This window comes from Methanosphaera cuniculi (assembly GCF_003149675.1).
GTDB lineage: Archaea > Methanobacteriota > Methanobacteria > Methanobacteriales > Methanobacteriaceae > Methanosphaera > Methanosphaera cuniculi.
In genome coordinates, this window is sequence record NZ_LWMS01000031.1 from 35,411 (window position 1) to 58,710 (window position 23,300).

The 23,300-nt window shown below is 30.6% G+C and carries 15 protein-coding genes; 4 read left to right on the forward strand and 11 right to left on the reverse strand.

Translation table 11 applies throughout. The features are described 5' to 3' along the window. Positions 1-18: 18 nt before the first annotated feature. From MSCUN_RS04885 to MSCUN_RS04895, 4 genes are all read left to right on the forward strand, one after another. Positions 19-2,187 carry a hypothetical protein gene (locus MSCUN_RS04885; RefSeq protein ID WP_095608517.1) on the forward strand — a complete coding sequence of 723 codons (2,169 nt, stop codon included), beginning with the start codon at positions 19-21 and terminating at the stop codon, positions 2,185-2,187. A 118-nt stretch (positions 2,188-2,305) separates the two neighbouring features. Next, a complete protein-coding gene (locus tag MSCUN_RS04890; RefSeq protein WP_095608516.1) occupies positions 2,306-2,992 on the forward strand; it encodes a peptidoglycan-binding protein in 687 nt (228 codons plus the stop codon). A gap of 1 nt (position 2,993) precedes the next feature. Continuing rightward, positions 2,994-3,245 carry a cysteine peptidase family C39 domain-containing protein gene (locus MSCUN_RS08210; protein WP_143744855.1) on the forward strand — a complete coding sequence of 84 codons (252 nt, stop codon included), beginning with the start codon at positions 2,994-2,996 and terminating at the stop codon, positions 3,243-3,245. 592 nt (positions 3,246-3,837) lie between these two features. After that, entirely contained in the window at positions 3,838-4,044 is a 207-nt protein-coding gene (locus MSCUN_RS04895) for a histone family protein (RefSeq protein WP_095608515.1), read from the forward strand. A gap of 1,098 nt (positions 4,045-5,142) precedes the next feature. Here the strand turns inward: MSCUN_RS04895 and MSCUN_RS04900 are convergent. The 11 genes from MSCUN_RS04900 to MSCUN_RS04950 form a co-directional block, all read right to left on the reverse strand. Next, positions 5,143-6,078 (reverse strand): peptidoglycan-binding protein, encoded by a 936-nt coding sequence (locus MSCUN_RS04900; protein ID WP_095608514.1) that lies wholly within the window; start codon positions 6,076-6,078, stop codon positions 5,143-5,145. Between the two features lie 291 nt (positions 6,079-6,369). Continuing rightward, complete coding sequence (locus MSCUN_RS04905; RefSeq protein WP_095608513.1) at positions 6,370-8,772, reverse strand: cysteine peptidase family C39 domain-containing protein; 2,403 nt, start codon at positions 8,770-8,772, stop codon at positions 6,370-6,372. Between the two features lie 21 nt (positions 8,773-8,793). Beyond that, positions 8,794-10,773, reverse strand: a complete 1,980-nt coding sequence (locus MSCUN_RS04910) for a hypothetical protein (RefSeq protein ID WP_095608512.1) — start codon at positions 10,771-10,773, stop codon at positions 8,794-8,796. A gap of 25 nt (positions 10,774-10,798) precedes the next feature. Next, a complete protein-coding gene (locus MSCUN_RS04915) occupies positions 10,799-12,187 on the reverse strand; it encodes a hypothetical protein (RefSeq protein WP_095608511.1) in 1,389 nt (462 codons plus the stop codon). Beyond that, the gene (locus MSCUN_RS04920; RefSeq protein ID WP_095608510.1) at positions 12,135-14,189 is read right to left on the reverse strand and encodes a hypothetical protein; all 2,055 of its coding nucleotides are present in this window, start codon (positions 14,187-14,189) and stop codon (positions 12,135-12,137) included. The genes MSCUN_RS04915 and MSCUN_RS04920 overlap by 53 nt, the downstream gene beginning before the upstream one ends. A 12-nt stretch (positions 14,190-14,201) precedes the next feature. Then, positions 14,202-17,138, reverse strand: a complete 2,937-nt coding sequence (locus MSCUN_RS04925) for a phage tail family protein (protein ID WP_095608509.1) — start codon at positions 17,136-17,138, stop codon at positions 14,202-14,204. 1 nt (position 17,139) lies between these two features. Then, positions 17,140-17,748, reverse strand: coding sequence for a hypothetical protein (locus MSCUN_RS04930; protein WP_095608508.1), 609 nt, complete (start codon positions 17,746-17,748; stop codon positions 17,140-17,142). Continuing rightward, entirely contained in the window at positions 17,675-18,406 is a 732-nt protein-coding gene (locus tag MSCUN_RS04935; RefSeq protein WP_170104051.1) for an Ig-like domain-containing protein, read from the reverse strand. The genes MSCUN_RS04930 and MSCUN_RS04935 overlap by 74 nt, the downstream gene beginning before the upstream one ends. Positions 18,407-18,550: 144 nt before the next feature. Beyond that, positions 18,551-18,745, reverse strand: a complete 195-nt coding sequence (locus MSCUN_RS04940) for a hypothetical protein (protein WP_095608506.1) — start codon at positions 18,743-18,745, stop codon at positions 18,551-18,553. Positions 18,746-18,757: 12 nt separating this feature from the next. Further along, positions 18,758-19,441, reverse strand: coding sequence for a hypothetical protein (locus MSCUN_RS08215; protein ID WP_143744854.1), 684 nt, complete (start codon positions 19,439-19,441; stop codon positions 18,758-18,760). Between the two features lie 658 nt (positions 19,442-20,099). Continuing rightward, the gene (locus MSCUN_RS04950; protein ID WP_095608504.1) at positions 20,100-23,282 is read right to left on the reverse strand and encodes an Ig-like domain repeat protein; all 3,183 of its coding nucleotides are present in this window, start codon (positions 23,280-23,282) and stop codon (positions 20,100-20,102) included. Positions 23,283-23,300 lie beyond the last annotated feature (18 nt).

Sequence of the window (23,300 nt, forward strand, 5' to 3'; positions counted from 1 at the left end):
TGGGAGGTATGGATTAATATGGTTAAATATGACACTAGCAAGCCCATTCACTTAGCAATGGACTATACAAGATGTCGAAATTGTGACCGTGATAGAAGCATGCTAAATCAAATAGAAAATAGTTTGAAGTCAAAAGGTTTCAATGTAGTAGGTCAAAGGTATAGTCCAAATGGATTAGCATTGCTTACGAAAGATGATTTCGCAAAAGTAAAAGGACATGTAGGTATTAGTCTTGTAAATGGGGCAGATCCTGCTTCACTTTATGAAGTAGCACAAATCAAGGATGGAAATTATTTACGTAGTCCAAGCGGTTCAGCACGGAGTGGAAGCTTCAAGTATGCAGAACAAAACCTAGCTCCACGTAATAATATTGTTTGTATGGCTTATTGGTACGGTTCTTGTGATCCTGTAAATCCGGGTGGAAAATGTGAAAAAAGAATAAGAGGTTCAGAGACTACAGGTCCGATTTATAATCCACGCGAGTTCATCGGAAAACATCATATTCCTGCATTCGCTAAAAGTGATTCTAAAGATCCTCTTGTTATTGCAGATAATATTGCAAAAATGTTCACAGTAACAAAGAAAAAAGATAGTAATGGTAAAAATTTATCTTTGATGGATGTTATTGTCCAGTTTGGCTGGTCTGAGGGTAAGGCAAACACTATTGAACATGAACTAGAGTTTTATGGAGTTGCAGGTGAATCAGATATAAACAATAATAACAATAATAATACAAATACTGTTACTATTTCTCCTGATGATACTGTTTCCCAAATTATAATAGAGGAAACATACACTAAAGCATACTTCCAGCAGATACAGCCACTAAAAACAGATCCTAATGGGAGTTTCAAACAATCATTACTACTTCCTTATAATGGAAAGTATACTGTTAATATTCATTATGGGGGTAGCAGATATCATGCTCCAACAACTGCTTCATATAATATTGATAATAAAGGAGCAGTTGATTTCACACCTACTCTTATAGAGCAATGTATCACTACAACAACAAAAGAAGGTAAAACCACAATTCAAAAGGAAGGTGATGCTAGTAAAGTTAAACATACATATACGGTACGAACAACAATAACTTATGAAAATGGAGCAGAAAAAAGTCGAAGTGTTGAAACAATACAAAATGATACCAGAGTAAAAGGAGCAACAACTACAACTAATACAAACACAAATACAAATACAAATACAAATTATTCAATAACAGGTAAAAAAGATCCATTTAGTGTTGATATACCTGTAATTACAAATTCAGATGGAACAGTAGAACCTGATGTTGCACATATGGGAAATAGTACTTATAGGTATAAAAAATATAGTCCTAGTGAAACAGTGACACTTCTTAAAGAACACTATACAGAGGTAATGCATCGTGATAGTGTTTCAATGCAACTTAATAATTATAAAGAAAGTAAATATACTGCATTTCGAACAAAAGAAGAACCTAATGTTTTTAGAGTTATCTCCCGTACTCGTTGGAATGCAGTAGAAGAATGTATACTTAGATATCTTGTTCATGGACAAGGAATAGCATGGCCTGATGAAATTACCATTAATTTTGGTGAACAAAAAACAATTATTAATGGAACAACAGTAAACTTCAAAAGTAAAGATGTTGTAAATATAAGTGTAAAAGATAAACAGAATACTGGATATACATGTGGTCCAACTAGTTGTAGTGCTTGTACTCAGGTTTTACATAATTATTATAGCGAACAATATTTACAACGACTTATTGGAGCTACTAGTGGTAGTGGTTCTGCTCCGTCTGCTCATGTGAGAGCATTAAATAAATTGAATTTTAAGGCAGAATTATATTCATCACGTGATACATTGATAAGTCACCTTAGAAGTGGACGTCCTGCTGTAATCCATGTGTGGAATCATTATATTTGTGCAGCTTCTATTTCTCCTGATGAAAGTAAGATTTTGATGATTAATAGTACGGAGAGTGGTAATTATAGTCCTACTACAGGTTGGGCTGATACTTCAACTGTTGAAAAACGGCGTGGTGGACGGAGTGCAGTTAGGGTGAGTTTAAATTGGACTATTACTGATACTGATAAGGCGAAATTTAATCATTTTTATAATAGTATGGGTGGTGCTTGGAATAAGCCTTATGTTCATGAAAAAATTTGTAATGCGAATTCAGGTGTGAATGTATTCCTTTAAACTACTATTTTTTAGGTGGTTTGATATATATGTAGTATTATATTTGTGGTGTTTTAGTTAGATTAAATTTTTTAGTATAATATAGTAAAATAAAAAAAAATTTAATTGATGTGATAAAATGTTAGATTGTAAAACAATAAACCTAAAAAAAGGATCAACAGGAACAAAAGTAAAAGAACTACAAATAATACTCCAAAAAAAAGGATACTATGATGGAGTAATAGATGCGATTTATGGTGATCTTACAGTACAAGCAGTAAAACTCTTACAAAGAGAACAAGGTAACTCTCCTGACGGCTGGTTCGGAACAAAAACATGCAGTAAAATAAATCAAAATACAACTCTAGAAACACCACAAGGAAATACAAATGCTAGTGGTCAAAAGTTTATGAAAGACGAAATTATTAAAGCTGGGAAAGTATTTAGGCAACATATAAAGAATAATAATAATTATCCAAATTATCTTGAAATGAAAAATAGTAATGGAAAAACATATCAAGTTAGTAGAGCATTATACATGGGAATATTCGAAGGAATGAATATGTTCTCAATCAAAAAAGGAAGACTTCCTAATTACGTTGTTGCAAATAGTACTGCTAATAATCCTCTTTGTATTGATTACCAGAATAATGGATATAATTGTGGTCCTACAAGTCTTTCAATGTGTATACAGATGTACGGAGAATATATCAGTGAGTCAACTCTTGCAAATGTATGTGGAACAACCCGTAATGGAACAAGTCCTGCAAGTTTGAATTCAGGAGCTAAAAAAATATGGATACAAATTATCAGAAATTCCACGTAATATGAATAGTGTAAGAAATAGTTTAGCTAAATGTCGACCTGTATTGATGCATATTCATACATCATATAGTGGAGGGCGAAGTTGTCTAGGATATCGAGGAGCTTACGGTCATTATATAATGTGTTACGGTACAAAAGGAAATAATTATCTTCTTGCAGATCCTACAAAAGGATTTAAAACTTGTAGCTCATCAAGTATAGATAATGCACGAAGTAGTGACTTTATGAAGTACTATAGTGTGGAAATAATATAAATAAAATATATATGTTATAATGAACAATATATTATTGTTTGAACGTTTATTAGACGTTCACTCATTTCATAATATTTCTAGAAATATTGTAAAAGAAAATGATTAATCTAAAGTAGATTTAAAATATTTATTTTTTATTTTGAATTTTCTAATAAAAAGGAGATTACCTCTTTTTTACTCTTACTTTATTCATTGTGGTAAGAGTATTTGTTTTTCACTGATGATGATAGGTTTTTTTTGTTTTACCTTTTGTCATTTGTAGTTCTTCTTTTTATTAATTTCAAAAAAAAGAGAATAAAGGACTTTACTCTATTTTTAATTAATTATTTTTTTTTTTGAATTTTTGATATTTTTTAGAATAACCTGTGTTCAAATATAACATATTTTCTATAACTTCTATGTTCATGTTTTTTTCTTATTTTTTATTTTTTTTTAGGTCATATTTTTAAATCTAAATAAATACTGTTTTTTAATAACTTATTTTATATAATATTCTATTTTTATTTTTAATTTATCTTAATAATAAAAATTTATTCTTACATTAATTATATATAATAGAATAATACATACTATTATATAAGAAGGTGAAATTATGACGGAAATACCAATAGCACCAGTCATGAGGATGATAAAAAACACAAGTAATGTAAGAGTAAGTAAAGATGCTGGAATAGAGTTAACAAAAATTTTAGAAAGTATTGGCACAGAAATATCAAAAGATGCTGTTATGCTTGCTAAGCATGCTGGTCGTAAGACTGTGAAATCATTGGATATCCTTCTTGCATATGAAAATTATTAAAACATATTAATAGTTTAGAGTGATTTTTTTTTAAATTTTTTTTGTACTAAGAAAAAAATGATATGTTAGAGCCACTCTCTTTTTTTATGAGTTTATATAATAATTTTTTGGTTAGATTTAAAAAAATTTTTTTTAGAGCATAATATTAAATCCAATTTTATATTGGATTTAATTTATTGTTCAGACTATTTATTACTTATTTGTTTTATTTTGTTTTTATTTTTTTATTTTTTTATTTTTTATTTTAATTATTTACTTTTTTATGTTTTATTTTTATTATAAATCGTTTTCTATTCTTTTTTATAAACTATAACTATATATAGTATAATATATATAAATATTATTGTCAAGTAATTATACTAAAAATGTAAAAGGTGTTATGATATGTCACTTTTATATTTTATAGTTTATTTGTATAATTGTTGTATAAATTCGATATACTTTACATTTGAAGTCATACTATTTCAAGTGTAAAAACAAATGAGAAAATGTTTAAAAAAATGTCAAAAACATAATGTCAAAAACTCTTAAAACACTCTCAAATATCATCACCAACTACTTTTTAGAAAAAATAATAACAAAAAGTAGAAAATCTTAGTATATCGAAAAATATTTCGTTATATCGAGGTATAGTGAAATTAAGTTCACGTAAACCTTGATATAACGAAATTTAAGTTATACTTTTTTATTTTTTAATCCCAATTCTCATAAAAAAAAGCTGTAAATTTTATTTTTTTTCGGTTTTAGTTTTCTAGTCTATTTCGATCGTATATCTATTTTTATAGACTTATGAGAGATTTTAACTTTTCATTTGAAACGAATGTTTTCAATTGTAGTTTCCATTTTCCATGAAAGTATCATTTTCTCACTAAAAATACCTTTGTTCTCTTTCACCTTTTGTAAAATAAGTATCATTTTGATAATATATATTATATTAAAAGTAGTATATAAACTTTTATAAAATATAGCTAAAAAACGATAAAAATAAACAATTAAAACAAGTAAAATCACAAAAAAACAATTAAAACCTAATAAAACAAGAAAAAACAAATAATAAAATAAGAAAAAAGATAAAAAAAAGAATAAAAAACAAAAAAACTATACAATACAAACCGAATAATACTTCATAAACTCACCACTCCGAGCATTATCAATACTAGTACTACTGCAAGTCTTGAAACCTTTAGTCGGATCTGCAAGTTTATAATAATTACCATTTGTACCATAACACATTATATAATGACCATAAGCTCCTCTATACCCAAGACAAGAACGTCCCCCACTGTAAGATGTGTGTATGTGCATTATTACTGGTCTACACTTAGCAAGACTTTCTTTTACTGCATTAATATTTCTAGGAATTTCAACAAGTTTATACCCATATTTTTTAGCCCCCATTTTTAATTCAGAAGGTCCTGTTCCATTTGATCCTGTATCACAAGCACGAGCAAGAATAGGCTCACTTATATATTCTCCGTACATCTGTATACACATTGAAAGACTTGTAGGACCGCAATTAACTCCGTTGTTTTGATAATCTATACAGAGAGGATTATTAGCAGTACTACTTGCTACTACAAAGTTAGGTAGTCTTCCATTTTTGATTGCGAACATATTCATTCCTTCAAATAAGCCCATATACAGTGCTTTACTGACCTGATATGTTTTTCCACTACTATTTTTCATTTCAATATAGTTAGGATAGTTATTATTGTTTTTGATATGTTGTCTGAATACTTTTCCGGCTCTAATGATTTCATCTTTTAGAAATTTTTGGTTACTTGCATTTATATTTCCTGTTGGTGTTGTTCCTGTTTTTTGATCTAATTTACTACATGTTTTAGGTCCAAAGTTTCCATCTGGGTCGTTTCCTTGTTTTCTTTGGAGGAGTTTTACTGCTTGTACTGTTATGTCTCCATAGTCTCCGTCGATTTTTCCGTCATAGTATCCTTTGTTTTGGAGTATTGTTTGTAATTCTTTTACTTCTGCTCCTTTTGAGCCTTTTTTTAGGTTTATTGTTTTACAATTTAGCATTTTATTTTTTTTCTCCTAATTTTTTTTGGTTTTTGTAAAAAAGATTTTTGTATCTTGATTTTACAAATATATTTATTGTATATCCAATTTTCTATTACCCGATATTTTTTTATTAAGATTATGAAAAAAATAAAATATAAGAGAGAGGGAGGCTGGGAAGTCTTTTTTTTCTCTTTTTTTTTAACTAAAATTTGTATACCCCTTAAGGGTATTCTATTTTTTAATTATAATATACTTGATATATATTAACTATACTCATTTTTACAATTTAAACAAACTACAATTTTTCAACTAATAATTTGGAGGATATAAAAATGTTTTCAACCATTGAGCACCTCCATCTGTATATTGATATCCTGTAGTTGCAATTTTTTCATGAGTATGTGGTGAATTCCAAGCTCCTCCCATGCTACTATAAAAATGATTAAATTTCTGTTTTTCTTGTTCAGTAATAGTCCAATTTAATTCTATCATCACACCATTTCTACTAATCTGCCTAGTACTATCATCTTTTAATATTGATTCACTATGCCAACCAGTAAGATGACCATAACTAGAATTTACAGTACTATTTACATAAAAATAATTTCCCTCATTATCATAATCACAAACTGCTATATAATGACTCGGTCCATGCAATATAAAAGGTTTTCCTGATTTTATATGATCTCTCATTTTTGAAATATTTGCATTATGATATTTACATTTAAATTCAAGTTTTTCAAGTGCTACCTTATGCTGATCAGGACCCGTACTTCCTCCTCCTATCATTCTTCTAAATTTTTGTTCACTATAATAATTGTGCAAGACTTGTGTACAAGCACTACAACTTTTAGGACCACATGAACTACCGTCATTTTGAGGATCACGAACACTTATATTACATACATTCGCTGCTTTAAATGGTACTGTATTTCCATTTATTGTTGTTTTTAAATCCTTAAAATTTACTGTTATTTCATCAGGATATGGACCTCCCTGACTCCATACTAGATATCTTAGTAGTGTTTCTTCTACTGCATTCCATGCTTCTCTGTGTATTACGTGAAATGTGTTAGGTTCTTCTTTTGACCTGAAAGCAGTATACTTACTATCTTTATAATTATGAAGTTGTAGGCACTTACTATCACGCTTCATTACTTCCGTATAATGTTCTTTTAGTAATGTATATGTAGCTGTATTACTATACCATTTATAATTATATGTTGCATTTCCCATTACTGCTACATTTGGTGTTCCTCTTTCTGTAAGGCTTATATCTTCACTGAATGGATCATGACGTCCGGTAAGACTAGGACTAACAGGAGTAGTAGGAGTAGTAGGAGTAGTGGGAGTAGTTGGTGTAGTAGGATTTGTTGGAAGTGGTGTAGTAGTAGTTGTAGTAGTACCCTGAGGAGTAGTAGTAACAGTTTGTGCAGTATCTATACCCGTATTTGAAATTATTGAAACTGTCTGTGTATCATTTTGTATTATCTCCGTACTTCTACTTTTTTCAATACCATTTTCAAAATTAATTATAGTACGAACTGTATATGTATGTTTATTCCCTTCTGAATCAATATTTTTTACAATTTCAGTTTTTCCATCTGAATATGTTGTAGTAGTACTTTTTTCAACAAGTACAGGAGTAAAATTAGCTACTCCCTTGTTATCTATCAAGAAGCTTTTTGTTGAGGGAGCATAATTTTTAGAACCTCCATAATGAACATTTACATTATATTTCCCATTAAATGGTAGCTTGATTTTGTGTTTAAATACACCGTTAGAGTCTGTTTTTAGTGCTTGTATTTCTTGAAAATATGCTTTTGTATAAGTTTCATCTATTATCTGTTGTGTTATTGTTTTTTCATTTGTATCTGTTATCGTTACTGTATCACTTATTACTTCCCCTGATGGATCTGTAGTAGTATCAGTAGTAATAGTTGTATCAGTAGTAGTTATAGTAGTATCAGTAATAGTAGTAGATGGGAGTGTATTATCTCCCCCCTCTTCATAAATACCATAAAAATTTAGTTCATGTTCTATTGTGTTAGCTTTTCCCTCTGACCAACCATATTCTACAATTACATCATATAAAGGCATATAATTTCCATTTACATCTTTTTTCTTTGTAATTGTAAACATTTTTTCAATATAATCTACGATTGTTTGAATGTCTTTTGTATGTTTACACAAACAGGGTACATTATATTCTCCTATATATTTCCGCGGATTTTTTAAGTATCCATCAACACTTGTTCTATCCCTAATATGATCTTCACAACCTCCACCAGGATTTACTGGATCACAAGCAGTATACCACCATGCAATTATTGTAACATTATTTTTTGGATATAATGTAGATTGTGAATATTTATATCCGGAAGTATAATTATAAATTAAATTTTTATTTTTATCATAAACTAATTTGCCATTTTCATCTTTTTTTGGATGTATTTGGGCTGCTTCACGAATATTTGCAGGATCAGCACCATTTACTAAAAGAATTGCTACACGATCATTACAATTACAAAAATCATAATTATAAATATCTGCTGAAGAACCAGGACCGTATCTTGTTTTTACAACTTTAAAACCTTTTTTTTCAAATGTTTCTTTAATTTTTTGAAGTTTATTTTTATCTTTTTGACAACCTCTACAATCAGTATAATCCATTGATATTTGTATTGGTCTGCTTGTATCATATTTAACCATTTAAATCCTCCTCCTTTTTTTTTATAAAAATGCGTTCAAACCCTGATGAGCATCCGCAATCTTTTCTTGAACCTCTGGACGTGTCCATGCTCCTCCCATACTACTATAAAAATGATTAAATTTCTGTTTATCTTTATCAGAAACAGTATAATTTAAGCTCACAAGGACTGATTGACGCCCTGATTCATAAGCGAATTCACGTTTAGGACCACTTATAGCTGTCCACCCGTTTTTCGGGGAATAATTTGCGTTCCCACTACTGTTGATCATGTATATCTTATTTTTATCATTTGAAATTGCAATTGCTGCTTTATAATGCCCAGGCTTGTGGTATACTACTGGTCTTCTTGTTGATAGATGATCCACTACTTTATTCCAATTATAGGTTATTTCAACGCTAAACCCAAGTTCTTTTAATCCTCTTGTAATATCTCCATGCTCTGATCCTGAACTCCCTGATGCCCGAATTACACTTTGCATTTTTGATTCACTATAATAATTATGAAGGACTTGGCTACAAACACTACTAGCCGTAGGACCACAGGTATACCCCGTATTTTGTTGATCTCTTACTACAAAATTTACAATATTTCCGGTTGTCTGGTTTTTAAATTTAATTTCTTTTCCATTTATTGTTGTAATTTTCTGGTTAAAATCAACTATTATTTCATCAGGGTATGGAATACCATTCCCTAGTACTAGGTAGCGTAGTAGTGTTTCTTCTACGGAATTCCATGCTTCACGGTGTATAACATGAAATGTATTTGGTTCTTCTTTTGTTCGAAATGCAGTGAACTTACTATCCTTATAGTTGTTCAGTTGTAGGCATACGCTGTCTCTGTGCATTACTTCGGTGTAATGTTCCTTAAGTAGAGTATATGTAGCTGTATTACTGTACCATTTGTAATTATAAGTTGCATTTCCCATTATTGCCACATTGGGTGTTCCTCTTTCGGTTAAGCTTATATCTTCACTGAATGGATCATGACGTCCTGTAAGTGTAGGACTAACTGGAGTAGTAGGTGATGTGGAAATATCATTATTTGAAATTATTGATTTTGTTTGGGTATCATTTTGTATTATCTCCGTACTTCTACTTTTTTCAACCCCTTCAGAATAGTTAATTATAGTTCGTTTGGTATAGGTGTGATGGTTGTTTTTTGCGTCTCCTTCCTTGTTTATATCATTACTATTGTCTGAATATGTCGTAGTGGTAATTCTTTCAAGAAGTACGGGAGTAAAATTAGCAATTCCTTTATTATCAATCTTGAAATTCACTGTAGAAGGACTATATAAACGACTACCTCCATAATGAACATTTATATTATATTTTCCATTATAAGGAAGTTTGATTTTATGTTTAAATACTCCATTTTTGTCGGTTTTGAGTGCTTGTATTTCTTGAAAATATGCTTTTGTATAAGTTTCATCTATTACTTGTTGAGTTATTGTCTTTTCATTTGAATCAGTAATAGTAACTGTATCATCCACAACTTCTCCTGAGGGATCTGTAGTAGTATCAGTTGTAATAGTTGTATCAGTAGTAGTGGTAGTAGTATCAGTAGTGGTAGTAGTATCAGTAGGAGTAGGAGGAGAAGTATTATCATTTTCTATGGGAAAAACTTCGGTAAGATGTTTCGTAGAACCCTCGATTTTTTCATATCCACAAACACCGCACCAATCCATGTCACAGAGTGAACGTTTTCCTTCAGGACGACAAGTTAATTCACCTTCAAATGTGTTCTTCGGATTCAATGTCAGTGTTCCTTTTCTTCCACACCCAGGACATTTATTCAACCAGTAATGTACTTTATTATATTTATAAAAGGGTTCTCCGTTGATTTGTTTGTGTAAAGAAGCTCTAGAACAGCTTGGAAGCATGTATGTTTCAATAATTTCATTTTTATCATATACATTTCCATTTTCATCTTTGAATTTTGTTGCATTGGTTGTTATGATTCCTTTCCGGCGTTTTACCATTTCGGAGTATCTTATTGTCATCTGTAATCTCCCTCTTTTTTTCTACTTATTTTATTTTTTCAAGTTCTTCTTTAGAAAGGTAACTGATAATAGTCAAACCCCGATCTTTCTCGTTAAATTGGTCATTCCAGTTTTTATATGTATTGAAATTATCATACCAAAGAGGTAATTCGCCATCATGTCGTGGAGTAGCTGTATTTATTCCCCATATTCTCCATATTTTATCTTCATCAGCTGAATACTCTACAAGTATTGCATTATCATTATATTCATCAACAATTTTCGTAAGATATTTTCGTATCGAATTATCATAAATATTTTCACCACCACTAGTCAATATTCCTATACTTGTCCAATTATGTAAGTATTTTTTTAGATTTTCTTTTGTAAATTTCACTTTAAATTTTTTTAGTGTTCCATCTTGATTATTCATAATTGTATCCCAAATATACTCTCCACCATTTATTTGAATATCATAAGGCATTTTAATAATACCTAACTTCTTGAGTCCCTCCGCTACATACACCTTAAATCCCTGAGGATCATCTTTTTTTGAATTTTCATTATAACAATGAAAATTGCAATTGATCCAATTGTCATAGTACCATTTTGTATAACTATCTTTATTTACAGTTATTATCCCTTTTTCATAACTTCTATTATTTGAGTGATATGAGTCACAAAGTGCTTCAGCCATTGCATAGATCCATCTTCCACTAACTTTATATTCTTGTCCTTTTGTATCTTTCACCTTCACACTGCACTCATCTAACGGTCCATATGTCTGTCTTATTATTTCTTTGAATTTTTCTTTTATCGTATCTGTATCAAATTTATATTCATGGTTTAATGGGTCAAATGTTCCTGCACTTACTACCGGTGTTACTGTATGATTTGTAACTGTTTTCTGTTTTGCACTCTGACAAGAAATTACAACAATTGCTTTAATACTCTTACTCGAATCTTGATATACAACATTTCCATTTTCATATATTGAAGATAATGATTTAAATAAATCTTCCCAAAGTATAATTCTTTTCATTCCATCATTCTTATCATCACTACCAATATTACCTATACCATATGCTGTCGGATCAAAATCAAGCTGAGCTCCATCTTCTACTGTTACATATTTCTTCCCATTTTCACCAATAAACGCATTAATACAAGCTAAAGAATGTCCTTTAGATTTCATATCACTAGAATTATAAGGAAGTTTTGATGAATCAACTCCAAACTCTATTTTTACTGCAGGATTTTTTAAATAATTCTGTATTGTTGTAAATCCATCATCCTTTTTAATATTTTTCCATTCTACTACATATCCATATTCTGAAAGCTTTTTCAAATTAATATTTGACGTACTTACTGGTATACCATTTTCAATTTTTGTATTTAAAATTTTTTTGTAATTCTTTTTCAGTATGATAATCAAAAAATACCTCAGTAATATTACTTACAGCTACAGGCAAACAATCCCCTCCATACTGCAGGTCAGAACTTCCCACCATGTCAAAATTAATACTATCTATACTACTATTTGGGAAATAGTTATTTTTAATCGCATCCCTATTCTTCTGAATTGCTGTATAGAAGAAATCAGCATAATATTTTCCTTCATATCTTGAACCTTTATATTTATCATAATCATTAAAAATAGCTAATATATCCGGATTTGTATAATGATGTACTTCAATACTTTCCGGAAATTTTCCTTTTCCTGTATTCTTATCAAGATCATCATTCAGAAAAACCTGATGATAAGCATAATAAATACTTCTACACCACATGAAAGGCACACTATATATTTTCCCGTTTGTTGCTTTCATATTTACAGCCTTCGGATACTCATTCTTTGAAATAAGATAGTTAAATATAATATTAGCCATATTTTTAATTTCATCACTAGTAAAAGTATAATATTCTTCTTCAGGCTTGAATGGTGTTGTTGCTTGTGTTGTTGAAGTAATTTCACTATTTACAGCAGGATTTGTATATGCTTCATCAAGTTTTATATTTACTGTTACAACCTCTCCTCCTATCGGCTTATGTTCTTCTACTAACTCCTGAAGTATTCCTGTTATTTCTACTGTATCTACTCCCGACGGGATTATTTGATCATTTCCTTTTATTTCAGTTTCTTCTTGAAGATACAAACTATCAACATTACTTTCAAGTTTAATAGAGTTCTCTCCCGGTAGATGGAGGTTTTTTACTGTCTCTGTTACTGTACAACCTACATAATATTCAATTCCTGGCACTTTAACGTATATTTTATCATGGAGGTTATATCCAAATTTTGAATTTCCTGTTATAAGTTGTATGTCCTTAACATCAATATTTAATTCAAAAGATGGAGTTATTTTTTTTAGTAACGCATTAGCAAGAACATTGTAAATTGCATATTCATTTGTTTCATTTGTTGAAACCCACCCCGTTTTACTCTGAGGGGGCAGGATATCTTCTGAAACATATGGAATTATCGTTTTATATTTCGCTTCAGTATAATTTGTATTATAAATACTTAACTTTCCTTTATCCTTTGCGAAAGGTGCATACCAATATGCAGTATATTTTATGGCATCACCATCTCCTTTTTCAACAATCATCGGAATATTTTCACGATATTCAACTTCTAATTCTTTCCATGCATTTATTACTTTTTCTAGGTCTTTTCTTGTTGTTGCTCCATTTCCTGTTGCTTGTGTTGTTGTACTTGTCTCTGAAGCTGTATTTTCATTCAGGGATATTTCCGGAGCCATCGCAGAGTATGTCTCGGACTCATCAATAGTAAGATCCAAACTTTCAAGGTTATAATTCAAATCTAAGTATTCTTCATGTGTTGTCCCTATATTTTCAGGTGCTTTAAGTCTGAGTTCTCGTGAAATTTGATTATCATCTTCAAGCTTATACCGTGTTCCAAATACATACCCTGTCTCCTCTTCAATTAGTCGGAGTAGTTTCATAAGACTCATTGTTCCTGCAGGTGCTATAACATTTTTAGGTGCGGGTATAGAATCAACATGACCTATCGAATAAAAGTTTCCAAACCATTTTTGCAGATTTTCCTTATTTACAGTGAGTGATTTTTCACCTACATATTGATATACAATATTATTAAGTTGTACTAATACTTCTTCTGCTTCAAAAGTTATTTCATTCTTTTCCCAAAAGTCTATATTTGCATCTTGATTTATCACATATAATCCTGCTTCTGCACCTATTGTTGATGGAATAAATATTTTATTCCCGGCGTCAAACCAGCTTTTATCATAGCTTGTTATCGGGTTTTCAAGTGGATATGTTACACTTACTTTTTTATGCGTATTTTCTTGACTTGTTTCTTTGATTTCTAATTTTTCTGAATCAAGCCATGTTAAAAAATTTTCAGATTCATCTAGAATGATTATATTAAGATTTTCAATTATATCTGACATTATCCTACCTCCCTACTGTCTTTCCTTGAACCTTATACTCGTAATATTACTATCAGGAGATTTAAATTGATATTCATCTTCAAGAATAAACCACTGACTGTTCCATTGCACAGATGCAGTAATATCTTTTGTAATATTTGAATTTGGAGGTGTTAAGTATACTTTTCTTGTACTACACTCTATTCTATAGAAATATCCTTCCTTAATTTCATCTTTATTTTTAATTATCATACTTTGATCAGAGTTCACTTCATTTATTGTGATAATTCCATTTTTATTCACAATTCCTTCAATTGATGGTGTTACTCTTGCAATTCCCGTATTAGCTCCTGTTGTTCCTGTTATACTTATTGCTCTATTTCTTGCTGTTCCTTCTGGAATTACAAGTTTACAGGTTACATTATACATTCCATACTCTTCTTCAACTTCCATTGCATCTTCACGTACAAACCAAAATTCATATTCGGGTAGATGATCAAAAATTATACGTTTTGGAATTGGCTTATTAAAGAGTGTTCTTTTATTTGTGAAAAGTTTCACAACTTTTTCAAGAAGTATTCCGGACTCTTCAAGATCACAATTTCCAATGTTAAAATCTAAAGTCAGTTCTTTCTTAGTAATATTACTCCGGTATGCTGTTGTCATGTCTGTTCCTGAAGTTTGATAATAATTAACGTCGTTTTGTGTTCCCCAATCCCATGTCATTTTCTTAAAGAATATTCCATAGTCCTCTGCTCTTTCTCCATCAATTTCAAAGCCATACTCATAATCAAAGTAATCCATCAAGAATAATCTGAGTTTTATATTGCTTATCTTCACATGAGCATCAGTGGTGGTAGGATTATTTAACTTCACATCAAGCCATAAGTAATTTAGTGTATCACTCCGGAAATGATGAGGGCTAAGCCCGTAAAGATCCCATTGCCCACCAATTGCTTCTGTTCTGGTTCTCGTATTTTGTCCTACACCCGGAGCTGGAAGTGTTATACTCCTTGATCCTTTCACCGTACCCGCGTTAAATGTATTTACCCGGACTTCAAGAACTATCTCGACTTGCTGATTCACTTCATAATCCCATTCCACTTGCAGTCCTTGACATACTATATTTTTGGAACTTCTAAAAACTGCTTCTTCATTAAAATTATGACATCTTACAACAGTTGTACTTTTCTTAGCCGGAAGATTTACCTCAGCATAATAATTTTTTCCTTTTATATGATTTATAAGCGGTTTTGCATAGAGTGCTGGAGCTTGATTATATGACTTATTGCTTTTTGTTTCATAAAGTTCAGGCTCAGTAAATTCTACAGTTATATTTTCATAAAAAGGACTTTCAATATAATCAATAGTCCAGACAAAATAAACAGGATATTTTGCGTTATAATGAAATTTAACACGAAATTCATCTAATTTTTGTGTTTCTCTACTGCTACACCACGTAGTATTTTCAAGAAATATATCATTTGATACATTTTCATCACCATTATATACACCAAACCGGACTTGATAATCATCAAGTTTTGGTAGTTCTGCTTCTTTTCCTGACTGTTTATATACATATTTTGCATATGAAATTGCGGTATAATCCAGATCTGTACTAAGAGATTCTATTACATCTTCATCAGTTATTTTTTGTCTCGTGAATGCTATGTGATCATATTCGACTGGAAGAACAGTTACAAGGCATGTATCAACAAGAGCACCACCGTATGTTATTGTTATTGGATATACTCCACTATCATTAAAAGTCATATCCATTATAAGAATCCCTAATTGATTTTTCACGTGCATATTTAGTGTTACTATTCTTTCCGTCTTTGTGTCCTTTAATTTAAATTCATTTTCATCTATCAATTCTGCTTTATTTTCAAATTCAGCACTTATCGGGAAATGAATTTCAAGAGGAAGTTCACTTATTATACTATCACTTGTCCTCGCTTCTATTGTATATACAGCTCTTTCTCCTTGTTTTACACGTTTTATATTTGGGGTTTCAAGAAGTCTGCAAGTAGTTTTAAAGTTTATTTTTTTCTTAGATACACTTATATTTAATGAAAATTTTTTAGAAGTAGCCATAGAATCTAGCATTGAAAAATTCCATGTTCCCACCTTCGTTGCCCGGAATAAAAGTGTTACTGTTGCTTTTTTATTTGTTAATGTTGAAGTCCATTGCCATTGATGTTTTTTCGGATCTGTTGAAACATCTTTCACCGTTCCAGTTCCCCTTACAATTTTCATAAATTCGATTCCTTCACCAAAATTCAAATCAAATACTGGAGTATAAGGATTCGAATCATTTTGAGTTACATTCAGCGTTACTTCAAATGTTTCTCCCTCACATATTTCTTTGTTCGGAAGTTGTGCTGAAAATGTAGCATCTACTCCATTTGTTTCAATTTCAAGATATACATCTGAAATTGCTAATCTACCCTCATTTGAACTTGTATTTGCCGGGTATCTTATTATAAATCCGAAGTCATGAACATTTACATCATGTACAGTCATTTTTGTATAAACTAATTTTGTTTCTACATATTCTGATGAAGGTGCAACACCTGTAAGTACTTCTGCCTTTACTTTATTATTTTCAATTTCTTCATTATAACTCCGAACCGTAGGAGCACCGAATATTGGGAAATTCTGTGGGCTTTTATCTTCTGAAGTACATATCTTTTTCTGCTTAAAACAAAGAGTAATTTTTTCAAGTTTTTCTCCATTTTCAATTCCAAGCTTTCCAAAATTCACATAGATAGGAGCAGGTGTATTATATGTTCCACTTTTCGTAGCTATTCGTGGATAGTTTCCAGTTCCACATATTATTTCTCCTCCTTCTTTTGTTAGTGAATCAAAACCTCCCCATTTTTTCCAATGATATTTCGGATCGTTAAACTGCTGTCTTGCTGAATATGTATGTGTTACTTCAATTGGATATCTTCTTTTTATTACCATTCTATGTTCCTCCTACTTGAATTGGTATATAATTCATTTCTACGTTAATTTCTTGTATATCAAGTATTCCTATATTTGTTGAAGTATTTTTTGAAAAAGAAATATAAACATAAAAATTAGGATCATTCAGGATAGTACTTGCAAGGTTAATATTTTCAAAAGTAGCAAAACACGTCGTAAAAGTATTTAGTGGTATGTATTCATTTCCATTATTGAATGTTGCTTTTTTTCCTCCTGATGTTGAGTTTATAGCAATAGTAGGTCGGGGAATTTTTATCTGGGCTGATGCACTACTACAACTCCTATTTCTTGTTTTTATTGAGACTTTAATACTTGAAATCATAACTTCATCCGGAATATCAAAATTAAAGTTGTTTATCTTTAGAGGAGCGGGCGTATGTCTTGTTCCATTTCGTCCCGCAATAGCATATGCGTCTTTACAGCTTGACCCACATTGTATATATTTTCCTCCTTCATGAATATTCGTTAGATTTGTCCATGATCTGTAAGGTATTTTTGAACTTGCATTTATTATATTAAATGTTACTGTTTTGTATGATATTTGGGGGCTGTAGTTTATCGTTTTTTTGATTTGAAGTAATACTTTCATATCTTCCTGTTGAATCCATAAAACTAAGAATTACATTTAATGTTTTCGTATTTGAAGTAGGATTTAGGGGTGAACTTTCAAATATTCCCCCCGCTTTCGTTCGGATTGTTTGGTCAAAAAGTTTTGTATTATTGGAAGGATCAATTATTGTTAAATGGATTTCTGTATATCCTATCCCCCTTTCTTGTTCATCTACAAATTTTCCACGGACTTTCCATCCATTGTATATTGTAGGGTTATCTAGCATGAATTTAGTTGAATGTTTTATCGCATTAATTGTATAATTTTCACTACTACTTGTTTTATACTGATCATCCCCATCAAATTGAACTTTATATTTATTGTCTCCTACAACACTTACAGGAAGAATTAATGATGCAACACCATCTGCTGACGTTGTTACACTTCCAAGAAGTTTATATGATGGTGTTTCAGTGAAAAAGTTTATTTTTTTACCGGATAATGGTTTATTATCATTTGTCGTAATTTTGGCTTTTAAAGTCACTTTATCATCTACATTACACCGCCCATAATTTGTTTTTGTATTTCTATCGCTTGTTAGGGTTAATTTTGTTTCAATTATTCCACATTTAATTTTGATATTATTTGAAGTGTTAGCATTATATGTTTCACCGGTAGGACTTGTATACTGATTCACTGTGAAATATATTTCGTAATCCCCTTTTTCTGAAAATAAGTATTCAAATTCAATATTATCATTATCAGTAGGATTTATTGATTCTATATACTGATTTCCACTCGGAGTAGTAACATAAAATTTAAGTCCAGTGTCACCTTCAACTTAATTTCCATATTCATCAACGACCGAACCTTTAAATTTTATTTTTCCACCTTCTTTTACCGTATATTCAGTAGGTGCTATATTTATTTGTAATTGAGGGTTCAGACATGTTACTATAATTACATTGCTTTTTGCAGATGTATATATGCTATCTTCCGGACTATTCCATAATGCCCTTAATACATATCTTGTCATTCTTTTATTCTCCTATGTTGTGAATGTTACTTCAGTTTCATTTAATGTTCCACTTTTTATTCCTTTTGTTGCATTTCCATTATATCCTATTTTGATAGTATGCTTTCCAGTAGAAAATGTAGTCAAATTCTTAACCTTGAAAGTAAGCGGTTTTTGGTCAACAACTGCAAGACTTGTTTTTTGGGATGAACTAACCGGATTTGTGAGTTCTTGACTTGTTCCATCGATGAAAATTGTTGCAGTTCCTCCGGTTACATATCCTCCGTATGTATCAAGAATGCTGAATTTTATTCCTTCAGTTGTTGATTTACTGATTGTTGTTGATTTACTGATTGTTGTTGATTCGAGTTTTATTACTACATTTCTTTCAACTTTATTGTTAGCTCCTGCACCTGTATTTGATTTGTAGTTTCTTACTTGTGAAGGAGTGGTATATAGTCCACTAGTAAGTCCCGCTCTGAAATACAGGTAACCGTTTTCTGCAAGCATATAAGTTGCCATGGTGTTATAAATCACTTCTTTTACCGGTAGTCTTGTGATAGGACTTGTTTTTTCATTATACGTCTGTAGAATACCTACAAAATTATTTTTAGCAGTAGTTTTTCCGGCAAGTGAAATAATTTTCTTAAAGATATTTTGCATAGCATAGAATTTATCAGAATTATAATTGCTAACATAATCATAAACATACAACATCGGAAGCACATAATCACAAGCAAGAGAAAACTCTTTATAGCTTTGATTATAATAGTTACATTTCCAATTCTCATTTGAATAAACTTCGGGAGAAACTGTTGCAGTGATGATATATGTTCGTTGATTCGTTTTTTCAAGCTGTTTAATATGATTAACAAGCTGTTTCATCACCCCAGTAATTGTATTGATGTGGCTTGTATCTATCACTTGCCCACTTTTATATCTCATATAATCAAGACATATTCCAGCAGAGTCCGGATAATCTGAAAGAACTTTTGTTATTGCTGATTTAACCAGGTCAAGCCTTTCAGTACTGTATCCTGTTGTATCATTTATATCTCCTGAATTTGGAAATACTGATATTACTGGGTGAATTCTGAATTGCTTTGTATCCTTTTTAGCATAGACATTTTGATAATTTGTATTAGATTCAGTAGGGAGACATGAATAAAATACAAATAAATCAGTATGGTTTGAATCTTGAACCATTTCCTTAAATTGACTATCATTAAATCCACTACTACTATTTACAAAGTATCCTGCAAGTTCTCCACTTATATTATATATTCTTGTTTCAAGCGTTGTGTTTATTCTTGATTTTTGATCATCATTTATTCCGGTACTTGTTGATTCATATTTCCATACTATTTTGGTTATATTATTTGAATTTCCTATTATGACTTTTCGTTTTTTCTTTTGGAACTGTGTATGTACCTACTCCATTTGTTACATCTATTGTTCCTTGTGTTGTTGAATTATTATATGTAAGTTCAAAGTCCAATGTTCCAGTATGTGGTTGATTTAATGAATCTTTCACAGTTAAAGTTATTGTTAGATTTTCATTTTCTTTTGCTCTTATATCAGTACTTGTAGGTGTTATAACTGCTTTTACGTGATAATAATATCTTGCGGGTACTGTTTCAGATGTTACATATTTCGGATCATCGATTAATTTAGCGGTATAGTAATATGTTCCACCAGCCTTATTTTTATTTAAGAAGTATTTTTGATGATTGAGTATTGCCTTTAATCCGTTTGTCTGATTTGTTCCACCTACCGCATTAAGTGTTGCAATCGGTGATGATTCAAGGTGTTCTCCGTTTGCATTTGTTTCATAAAATTCTATTTTTCCCGTTGCATCACTTGGATAATAGCATTTAAATTCAGCATTTGCATCATAAACACTTTCTTTTTGAACAGCATAGAATACAAAATCATCTTGACGGGTTACATTTAGAGTATAAGGTTTTTCAGTAATTACTCCTGTTTCTTGGTCACTACAGATTAATTTAAGATCATTTTTTCCGTTTTCTATTCTTGAATCATCGATATTAATTGAAATTCCTTCGATCATATTTCCTTCAGAATCTTTTCCAAAATATCCTTCTGATACATTTAGATCTGCAAATTTTTCACCATTAATCCAGCATGATACACTACCAGTATAATCCTCATTGTATAAATCAGTTATTCTTCCCGTAAGAAGTAGATTTATTTTTCTTTTTGCTTCAATAATTCCATTTACTGCATTAGCACAACTAATGCTGAAGCTACCGTAAATTTTCAATTCCTGGAAGTCTGTTGTAGTTCCTCCAGAGTACTTTGAATCAGACGCATAAACAAGTTTATAATTGTATCTTCCGATATCTTCATCAATTATTGTATTAATTTCAAGGATTCCCTTATCATTATCTGTAGGTGTTATTGATGCTATTATTTTATTTGTCTGAACCGTTTTAAGTTCAATTTTTCCTCTATAATCTGAAGGTGCTTTAATGTTAATTGTAGTAATTTCACCTTTTTTACATGTAATATCATAGAAATTTAATTCAGGTATTTCTTTTTTAGTTACTTTTAGAGTTCTCCGTGTATCTATCCTGTAATATTCTGCAGTACTTGGAAGTTGTATATTCAGCACATATGTTCCTTCAGAAAGTGCGGGAATTTCTAGTGTTGCTTTTCCTTCATTATTTGTTGTGATTGTTTTTTCTGTTTTCTGTGTTGTTCCTGTTTTTTGGTATGAATATGTTACTGTTTCACTTAGTGGCGTTTGATCAAGTTCATCTTGAATTATTAAGGGTATTTGGAATTTTGTATTTTCATTATATGTTGGTTCAATTGTTGTTATTACTTTTCTTGTTCTTTTTTGTACAAGAATCGTATCACTTATTTCTGTTGCATCGTATTTCTGTACATTTATACTTAGTTTGTATATTGCTTTTATTCTGAAATTTCCTCTGTTTATCGGAGTATATTCTTTTATTGCTACTCCTTCATTGTTTGTTTTTGCAACTCCTATTCTTCTTGCTTCAATTCCTGTCATGTCATAATCATTATCAAGAGTCACAGGGATTTCCCAAAATTCAATATCATATCCTACTATTGGTTTATTTGAACTGTCTTTCATCTCTACCTTAATATTATTCGGAATATTTCGGATAAAATTATTTTCAGTAAAACTCATATTCAATGATATTTTTTCAGGATTATAGTGAATTGTAACAATATTACTTATTGCTTCACCATAAACAGCATTTCCCTTATATTCTGCCTTTATGTATAGGTTTTCAGCTTTTTTATTATAAATAAAATTCTTTTCAGCTCCTCCCATACCTCCAAGTATTGATATGCTTTCATCTTCATCATCAGAAAAAGGATACCAAGTATTTTGGTCAAGACTATACCACCAATAAACTTTTTCATCTTTAAAACTAGCATCTTTATCCGTGACAGTGACAGATAAATCTAGTGTCTGTCCTGGAATAATTGATGTAACTGTTGGAACAACTTCAACAGTAGGTACAGGAACTGCGGTGAAACTTCTTTTGTACAAATCTACACCAAAAGGAATTCTTGAAGCAGTAGTATCAAGTGAAGAATCACGATTATTTGCAATAAACATCATATGAGGGTCATTATCTTCTATCTTGAAATCTATACTGAAATATCCTTCATCATCTGTTCTAGCTTCTCCAATTGGTGGAATCTGGTAATCAAGATAAAGAGATACTAATTGATTTGCAACAGGTTCATCAGTTCCTTTTTTCACTAATTTTCCTGTTACTTGATGTACTTTATTTTGAATTATTTTTTCAGGATATTTTGCATCTTTGAAAAGAACATCCTGATTATAATTATGCAGTTCTTTATAGGGAAATTTGATAATTCCAGATGTATCTGTTTTATAATTATTAAAACATTTTACCATCTCATAATTATTTTCGTATAGATGAAGTTGTGCATTCTTAATTGGAGTTCCTTCAGTTGTTGTGAGTTTTACAGTAATATCTACAGGTTGTGTATGACTTGTTCTTGTTTCTTTTGATTCAAGCGTGAGTATTGTATCATAAAGTCCTGTAACTTTGATACTTTTTTCAGTTCCATTATATCCATCTTCAAATTTTGTATAGAATTTTATTTCATGTTCTCCGGATTTTTCACATGTATAGTTATATGTTATTATTCCATTTTTGTTTGTTAATTGTTGATCTGTTATCACTGTATCAACTGCAATATATATTTGATGATTTACTACTGGAATATTATTTCCATCATCGTCTTTTGTTGTAAGCGTAATCATCATTGCAACAGTATCACCAAGTTCAACTCTACAATTATTTTCTGTTATTCCGCTTGGATTTGTTATTGAAGCTGTCATAAATACATCTTTTCCAAGGGGAGATAATGTAAATGTATTTTTTTCAAGTGATTTTACTTTTGTCTTATTTTTATAATCAACCTTTGAATAGAATGATTCAAAGCCTTTATTATTCGTTGTATGTGGCATCACATTTCCAAATACTCGAATATCAAGAGGACGTATTATTTCAGGTTTTTTCATCTAGTCAACTCCTATCAT